Below are 8,005 nucleotides of genomic sequence, written 5' to 3' on the forward strand. Positions count from 1 at the left end.
ATTCAAGGGGTTAATCCGAAAGCACCAATCTCATATGTTATATCAGAAAATCTATCGCTTACCTTGACCCCGAACAAATTGTCCAAGAGATAGAGGGCATAGTTGAGATTCAAACTACTTCTTGCTCCTAGAGCTTTATGGTTTAGATCCCAATCAGAATCATACGCATTTACTACTGACCTATATTTATCAATATCGGTCATGGTTCGATTGCAAATGTACTCCTTTATAAATCCTTCAAAAAGACTCATCAAATAAATGAATCGTATTTTAGGCTGGACATCAATCGATTTCTTAGCAACATCATACATTGTCACTTCGACTTCTGGGGAAACACCAAGCATTTGTTTAACCTTATCTGGAATTATCATACCTTTTAGCCCGTTGATAACGAATTCATCGTGGAATTGCAGTACGGCTGCTACCTCGTCATTTATTAACCTGTCATACTTATTACACACGTCAGACTTAATATTAATGACTAGCCCTCCTGTAATTTCATCTGAAGAAAAAGCACCGCGAGGTGCTTTGCTCTTTAATCAATATGCTGTGGCAAGAGCTTCTTTTACTTTATAGCCTCTTGCTTTATACATCTCAACGCTCTGCTTATGACTCTCCGACTGTAATGGATGTTCAATAAATTCAACTTCTAGTATGATTGATTCAATAGTTGCCTTACCTTCCTTAACCATCTTCCCTTGATGAAATACATTCCTTACTAGAAACGCTCTCAATCCAGTTTCGATATGTTCTGATAAATACAGATACTCCCCAGATTTAGGAATCGTAATAAGATCAGTTTCAATCTGGTAATCCATTTCCCCTCCATCTGGAGGCACAATAGCTAGATATGCTTTCCTGGTTTCATCTCCCTTCATCTACACAATTCGGCAAAAGGAAGTCATTTCCTGTTACTTTTTGGATATATACCCCACTTCCTTCGGCGTGAGGTAGCCGATACGGTCGCGGTTGCCCAGGAGTGTGGGAATGAACTACAGCTGGTGGTAAGTCAGCATAGCCAGGAATGGAGTAAAAGAAAAAGCACCCGTGGGTGCTATATGAACTGTGACCCATAGGATGGTCACCGTTCAGGGAAAACCGTTGGTGCATTTATTTAGTGTCTAAATTTTCTAATCCACATTTTGTTCAAAAGTAAAAGATGGTAGTAAATAAGTGAAGGAATGATATAAATTAAAAAACCTTCAATATCGATTAGTTTCATTATAATGTTTCCTCTTGATAGTAAAGCGAAAAATAGTGCTACAATTATACCCGCTAGGAGATATAGGCTGATATTAAAAGAATATCTTCTGATGGGGGATTTAAATGTAATTCTGTTTTCAATTTTTTCAATTAACATTGAGAAAGGGATTCCGACGATTATCAAAATCGGAACCGAGTACATTAGATATATAAGCAGTAAGCTAAAATATGAAAAATAATATGTATTCTCTTCTCGTATATTCATTGGAGTATATTCTATAGAAGCCAAAAATACACAATAAAAAATTGCAGTCAACAGGGCTGATAACAGTTTGTTCACCTTTATTTCCCCCTTTTAAAATGTATTTTGAAACAAACAAACTAGGAGCCAATTGGCTCCTAATTCGTCTGTTAATTGGAGATATCGAAATAATGTTTTGGGGTTACCTCAAACAAGTAAAAGAAATCATAGAGGTCGTGTGTAAACACTTCTTCATAAGGACCATTATCAAATGAAATGTAAAGTTCATGACTTGGTGCCCCATCATGCCATCCATCAAATCGGTAGGATCCATCTTCTCTAAATATTTCTCCATCCATTCTATAATCGATTTCAGGTGGAGTGAATTCAAAAGAATCTTCCAGGTAAGGAATTCCAACCGAATGATTTAATCTAAAATCCATCTCATCTTGGTTTACAACATTTTTGTTCAACTTGATTCCACTACTACTAGCCCTTGCGGTGCTTAGCAAGTTTTTATTCTTATCATACATTGTAGTTTTATTTACATCTTTATCAATGTCAAGGAGTTCGTCTGTAAAATCGGCTTCGATATTTACTTGAGTGCGAAATCTAGAATGGGATACAGCAAAGTCTCTATTATCGCCACCAAAGTATTCGACCTCCTCCTCCCAGTCTTCACCAGTTAGCCGAAGTGCATATGGAACTGGGTTTTCTACATATTTGTCACCAATAAACGTTGTATACCGTATTTTTACATTATCCACTTCATTATTCGATAAATTCGCTAAAGATTTTAATTTTTTCTTATCAACTACTTTAATGATTGATACGTAATCATATAAAAGATCTTCAGTTTTGAGAGATGCATCTCCTTGCTCACTAATATTTTTTTCTATTTTTGATAGTCGAATTTCCCTTTCCTGCTTGTTTACAGGAATCTTTCCTCGAAATTCATAGACAACCTTTTCTTTACCTCCATCCACTTCATCACTGAATTCACTTTCGCTAATTTTGTCTACAACGGTCCCATTTTTAATAACTTCGAATTCTTCTACATCCGGAACATTATTCCAATCAAATCTAATAAATTCACCATTTGAAATAGTAGCAACATTGACATCATTAACAAGGAAATCATTTGATGAATCATTACTTCTTAGGGTTTTCTTCTTTGGATTAATTGTTTTTGTACCTAAAGTAATTTTGGCAATGACTTCTTCGTCAGAATTAACGGCCATTAAAGTGTAATTGTATGGTTTTCCGGATTCTAAATCATCATGAACGAATGAGTCATTGGTCCCGTTATATACTTCTGAGTCTCCATGATAGACCCTATATGCTACTGCATCTGGCACTTCGCTCCACTTAATTGTTATTTGGTTTTCATCAGAGTCAATTTTTACATCATTAATAAATTCTTCGTAGTTAAATTTTTCGGCTGCATACACATTGAATGGACCCAATAGTGTTGTTAATGCAACTAAGCTGGATAGTATTACTTTTTTCATCTTTTCACTCCCAATACATTTTATGTAAAATTTAACTTTCTACAAAATACCATATTTACATATAAATATCTATTTATTTTTAACCTTTTTAAACGAGATTTTAGCAAGTAGATAAACCAATGTATCAAGTTATCCAACGGAGGTATATTAATGCTAATTTACACAAGAAGCGAATTAGAAGAACGATTACATGTAGATGAACGTGAAAAAATATTTCTTCCCAATAGTATATTTCAGGAATTAAAGAATGCAATGACAGGGAATGAAAAGAATAGAAGCAGTAAGCATATCCCATTTGCTTATGCTTATGTATTTCTAATTAGTTACCTTTGGAGATATGCAAAATTTGGTTTACAAAATGGGGATTATGATTACACAGAAGATGAATTAAAGCGGCTGCTTACAGTCAGTGGAAGCAATAAAAATATGAATTATATTACAAAGAAAAATGGTGTTCTTGAGCAAATCGGATACATTAGGAAAGTTTCAGACTATCCAATTGTTCCTCATTTTAGTAATAAGGTGGGGAATAGTTATGAGGCATTTAATAATCTAGAATTCACAATGCTATCAGATTTAGATGGATATATGAAAGAATCAATAGGTAAGGATAATTTGAAAAATAGAAAAGTAAACTTTCCCGTTCGAGGTTATTATGGATGTAAAGAACATGAAGAAGAAAATTATACTGACGGATACTTATTTGAGATCCACGAGATTAACAATGAAACAGCAAAGGGGACACATGAAGTAAATATCGAGACTTTCTTATTCTGTATGAGTAATGATGGAATTGGGTTAGAGGGCTTCTATATTTATCAGTATTTAAAGTATCAGTCATTCAACGGGGATAGATTTTGGAACTGTGCTCAGAAGGATTTTGAGAGCAATTTTGGAATTGATACGGATATGGTTAAATCTAGATTGAAGACATTAGAAGAACATCGAATGATTGTTAATACACATGAAATGATGATCTTAGGCTTACCAGTCGATAAAAATATGCCAGCCTGCGCTTATAAAGTCAATAATCCAATTTCGTTTAGTAATGAGAAAGTCTCTATTCCTAAACGTGTAGTAATGTCATACGCTAAGGCTGTTGCTATATACGGAGAAAGCATTTTCCTCAATAACATTCAAGATAAATTCGATCTATCTATGGATCTACCGTTTTGATGCAGTAGAAACACTTGGTTTGATAAAAAGGTATGCTATACCTCCAATATATAATATAGCACAATTATCATATATAAAATTAATATATAAGGTTAAAGGTATATAATTATATATTAAATATAGGAGGTAGAACATACCTTTTATAGATTATATTTATATGGTGGGTCTTCCAGACCCACTTTTGTGACGAACATTGGATTAACCATGATTTAATATTGAAGAATACCTAAAGCACATTCAATCATTTGGATGTGCTTTTTTTTATTTTTCAATTATGTTCTTTGACAACTAAATCAACAGAATAAGTGCCGTTTTACTGATTACCGGACGCAAAATAAATCAGGATAGGGTTTGCTCATTTTTTAGCAGTCTCTATTAGACATGGATTGTATGCAACTGTACAATCCCTTCCTTTTCAACTAATCGAATATGGAATCTGTGCCGCCAGACGTTAAATAATGCGGAAACAACTAAATCAATCGTATATGTCCGTTTGTCGGTATCGGTGCAATAACCGTCAACAATTCGATTATAAAATAAAGGATGGGATATATAGATGATGAAGCAAGTAGAAATATTTACTAATGGAGTATTTGAAGTAAAAGTAAGAGAAGTAAATGGACAATTTGAGTTTGATACTGAGAGTGCTGCTAAGTCACTGGGATTTACGGATATTAAAAATGGAAAAGTTTACGTGAGATGGAACACTGTAAACAAGTATCTAGCCAGTTTTGGTTTTTCGCAAGAAGTTGCGAAAGGTGATTTCATACCAGAGCAATTCCTTTACCTACTTGCAATGAAGGCTAATAATGAAAATGCAGTAAGATTTCAAATGTGGTTGGCAACTGAAGTATTACCTGCGATCCGTAAAAAGGGGTATTATATCGCGGATACAATTACGACTGAGCAGACAGGTGAACTGAACAAAGAAGTTAAGTATTTGCCAGCAAATCTGAAGCAGACATTTTTAAATGCAGTACCGACCACAGATAATCTTCGCCAGATGATTAATGATTGCTTGAACATGTATAAGGGAAGACAATACGATAAGACTAAAAATGGTTCACTATATAAGAAAAAAATGTACTGTGAGATACTCAAGGCGTTAAATCAAATGTTGGATGAACATAAGACGAAAGGTAATGAAGGTGAAGTAAGAACTCTCGACAATATGATCAAATGGATTCTGGAAGAGGAGAAGGAATCAATCAAACAAACGAAATACAGTAAAGTTTACTATCGTGATTGTTTGATTGAAAAATTACAGCAGGAGAATCAACGATTGAAAGTACATAGTGAGTCAATTGTAGAGGTCATTGAAGATGAGGAAGGCCGAGAGCGAATTACGGGTATTTACTGCATCGAGAGCATAAGAGACCGAAAGAAATATGTGGGCATGAGTAAGGATATACATATGCGTTGGGCGCAACATAGAGCGGATTTGAGAGGTAATATTCATCATAATGCCAATCTTCAGGCATCATGGAATCGATACGGTGAAGATAACTTTGAATTTGTTGTTTTGGAAGAGTGTGGAGAGAATGAACTTCGAGAAAAAGAAAGACAATGGATTCATGAACTAAAAGAACATGCTTACAATATGAATTGTAAGGCTTGTTAACTTTTAACAAGAACTGTACAGGATATTCAATATGGATTTAATGACTGCTATTTGGTACATCATGTATTAAGGATAATTATTAGAAATTTTTAAACTATCTTTCCTCATAAATGTCCATAACATCAAAATTACTTCGCATTCTAACAAGTACAGAATATTCCTTTTGTTCTTTCGTATCGTAGATTTTAGTGAGATATTGCCGTACGCCGTATCTATAGGAAGGAAGAATTCCTGCTTCAAGTTGATCAACTGGAATATTGTATTCCTTATGAATAAATTCAATAGCATGTTTATTTGCTGCGACCCGTCCATTAACTGTGCCAAAGAATTCAGAACAACCACCGACTAGAGCAATCACTAAAACGAGAATTATGATGTATTTTACAACTCTTTTTAGCATAGATTATAACCCCTTTCTTTCTAGGGCAAGTCGCTTAACTTACCCTAGAAAGTGATTAACTACTCTACATTAACCGATACCATCGTAATAATGTCTTCATGAAAACGATAGTCAACATATCTATCGCCACCTACACTGTCATGTATATAGAGTAGATCGTCAACATCGTCGGTGAAGTATCCTACACCAGTAGTCCAGTGATAGTCAAAAACATAATCATCGCCCCAAGTATCATCAATAACAAACCAATCATCAAATTTTATTGCAAGAGGTCTGTTAGCTCTAATTTCACGTTTATATTTGGAAAAATTATTAAAAGAATCAGTCGTTACAGAATATGACCCTTTTTCAGTCATATGTTCTATTAAAGCCCTTCTTACTCCAGCAACACTCATTCCAGTGAGCGTTCCATCATGAGAATCATACACGTGGTTAATCATATCTGCTTCTGAATCATAGTAATTAAGTCCACGTATTGAACTTTTATTTTCTTCAGTTCTCCAATACTCGGATATTGTTGCGATGGTAGTTGGCCCACAAGAGCTAGCGGGATAACTAACATCATCATCCCATTGATTTAATATTCTAACACCGTTTATAGAGTCTTCATCTTCTGCTGATAATGCCTTGACTGCTGGGGTTTCATTTTCAGAAAGGTAATACTCCCATCTCGCTTGTGCTTTAGGATTCTTTTTAGTACGCAGATCTTTTTTGGATAGTTGTGCACTTTTCTCAGATAAATGGGTATTGATCATATTTAGAGCACTCGACGCATCTTCTGCCTCATAAAGTGTAATATTTCCTAAGTAATAGTACTTGCCTCCTTTATCAACACTTTTGATACTAGGCTTTCCGCTTCCTGCTGAAAAGAGAAGTGAATATTCAGTGTTTGACGAAAGCAACATAAAGAAGCTCTTGTCTCCTTTTTCAAACTGATAATAATAGCCTAATTCGTTATCATCAAGGTCATAGAATGTAAAAACGTCTGTTTTGTCATTGAATTTTAAATCGGTTTTTAGTTTTTTCAAATAGTCTTTCGCTACCTTATCTACAATCTTTTCAGTTACCTTGTTACTTTTTGCTTCTGTAATTGAAGGTGTTTGCACAAGGATAAGTGCTATTACAAATAAAAGTGATACTACTCTCTTAAACATGTTTATACCTCCTGTGTAAATTTATTACATTGTATTGCTGAGTTAGAATATTGTCAATATTTATGATTTTGTATTAATTTATGTAATATATTGTATAAATATGGAAGTTTCCATTAGTTATCGAAAAAGTGCTTATCAAAGTGAAGTAAACGGTTTTTTTTGATTGTAAGTAGTGCATGTGAATAATAACTGCATTCACTAAATAAGAATAAGTTATACTTGACTTGCGGAGGCGAGGTTTTATGAATAGGGAGTCAATAGTACTAAAACTTACAAATAACACGTATCACATTACTTTTAATGAAGATGGGACAGCAACAGCAATAACAGAAAAAAACAAAAATGGAATTGCTGGTTATATTAAGTTTACTAATTGCCCTGAAGGGCATAAAAGGACAGTAGAAGCAGCAAAAGCGCTGTATGTAAGAGGATGAAAATTTGATATTAATGTGTCTTTTGATAGTTTATAAATGTGTTTGTCTACTGAAATAAATATATTGTCATATCCATAGTCCTCCTTTAAGGTAATAACTAGGGAGGGTTTGTATGAGAGAGCTAGTCTATAATATTTTTTCTGGTAGCAATTTTGTGGGATATGTAGGAATGGCCTATATTTGTTTGGGACTAGGGATATTATCAGGAGTACAAATAGATACAATATACCTTGGACTGTCAACACGAGACTGTAAAATCTTTTGT

The 8,005-nt window shown here is 34.2% G+C and carries 8 protein-coding genes; 3 read left to right on the forward strand and 5 right to left on the reverse strand.

The window, feature by feature from the left end:
• Positions 1-2 precede the first annotated feature (2 nt).
• The 3 genes from C7R92_RS31765 to C7R92_RS31780 form a co-directional block, all read right to left on the reverse strand.
• The gene (locus C7R92_RS31765; RefSeq protein ID WP_146147649.1) at positions 3-371 is read right to left on the reverse strand and encodes a hypothetical protein; all 369 of its coding nucleotides are present in this window, start codon (positions 369-371) and stop codon (positions 3-5) included.
• A gap of 168 nt (positions 372-539) precedes the next feature.
• Positions 540-818 carry a hypothetical protein gene (locus C7R92_RS31770; RefSeq protein WP_146147650.1) on the reverse strand — a complete coding sequence of 93 codons (279 nt, stop codon included), beginning with the start codon at positions 816-818 and terminating at the stop codon, positions 540-542.
• Positions 819-1,614: 796 nt separating this feature from the next.
• Positions 1,615-2,955: a DUF3238 domain-containing protein gene (locus C7R92_RS31780; protein ID WP_106836884.1), complete on the reverse strand. Its 1,341-nt coding sequence runs from the start codon at positions 2,953-2,955 to the stop codon at positions 1,615-1,617.
• Positions 2,956-3,105: 150 nt separating this feature from the next.
• On the opposite strand from C7R92_RS31780, the gene C7R92_RS31785 reads away from it, so the two are divergent.
• Both C7R92_RS31785 and C7R92_RS31790 read left to right on the forward strand, forming a co-directional pair.
• A complete protein-coding gene (locus C7R92_RS31785) occupies positions 3,106-4,131 on the forward strand; it encodes a hypothetical protein (protein WP_106836885.1) in 1,026 nt (341 codons plus the stop codon).
• A 556-nt stretch (positions 4,132-4,687) separates the two neighbouring features.
• Positions 4,688-5,752 carry a GIY-YIG nuclease family protein gene (locus C7R92_RS31790; RefSeq protein WP_106836886.1) on the forward strand — a complete coding sequence of 355 codons (1,065 nt, stop codon included), beginning with the start codon at positions 4,688-4,690 and terminating at the stop codon, positions 5,750-5,752.
• Between the two features lie 94 nt (positions 5,753-5,846).
• Here the strand turns inward: C7R92_RS31790 and C7R92_RS31795 are convergent, their stop codons facing one another.
• Together C7R92_RS31795 and C7R92_RS31800 are read right to left on the reverse strand one after the other, a co-directional pair.
• Positions 5,847-6,152 carry a hypothetical protein gene (locus C7R92_RS31795; RefSeq protein ID WP_106836887.1) on the reverse strand — a complete coding sequence of 102 codons (306 nt, stop codon included), beginning with the start codon at positions 6,150-6,152 and terminating at the stop codon, positions 5,847-5,849.
• Between the two features lie 59 nt (positions 6,153-6,211).
• Positions 6,212-7,306 carry a C39 family peptidase gene (locus C7R92_RS31800; RefSeq protein WP_106836888.1) on the reverse strand — a complete coding sequence of 365 codons (1,095 nt, stop codon included), beginning with the start codon at positions 7,304-7,306 and terminating at the stop codon, positions 6,212-6,214.
• 242 nt (positions 7,307-7,548) lie between these two features.
• On the opposite strand from C7R92_RS31800, the gene C7R92_RS31805 reads away from it, so the two are divergent.
• Positions 7,549-7,740, forward strand: coding sequence for a hypothetical protein (locus C7R92_RS31805; protein WP_106836889.1), 192 nt, complete (start codon positions 7,549-7,551; stop codon positions 7,738-7,740).
• Positions 7,741-8,005 lie beyond the last annotated feature (265 nt).

This window comes from Brevibacillus porteri, assembly GCF_003013475.1.
Classification (GTDB): Bacteria; Bacillota; Bacilli; order Brevibacillales; family Brevibacillaceae; genus Brevibacillus; species Brevibacillus porteri.

Bases quoted from the DNA above. Each gene is read 5' to 3' on its own strand.
- C7R92_RS31765 (WP_146147649.1), bottom strand. From the start codon at position 371: ATGATAATTCCAGATAAGGTTAAACAAATGCTTGGTGTTTCCCCAGAA.
- C7R92_RS31770 (WP_146147650.1), bottom strand. From the start codon at position 818: ATGGATTACCAGATTGAAACTGATCTTATTACGATTCCTAAATCTGGG.
- C7R92_RS31780 (WP_106836884.1), bottom strand. From the start codon at position 2,955: ATGAAAAAAGTAATACTATCCAGCTTAGTTGCATTAACAACACTATTG.
- C7R92_RS31785 (WP_106836885.1), top strand. From the start codon at position 3,106: ATGCTAATTTACACAAGAAGCGAATTAGAAGAACGATTACATGTAGAT.
- C7R92_RS31790 (WP_106836886.1), top strand. From the start codon at position 4,688: ATGATGAAGCAAGTAGAAATATTTACTAATGGAGTATTTGAAGTAAAA.
- C7R92_RS31795 (WP_106836887.1), bottom strand. From the start codon at position 6,152: ATGCTAAAAAGAGTTGTAAAATACATCATAATTCTCGTTTTAGTGATT.
- C7R92_RS31800 (WP_106836888.1), bottom strand. From the start codon at position 7,306: ATGTTTAAGAGAGTAGTATCACTTTTATTTGTAATAGCACTTATCCTT.
- C7R92_RS31805 (WP_106836889.1), top strand. From the start codon at position 7,549: ATGAATAGGGAGTCAATAGTACTAAAACTTACAAATAACACGTATCAC.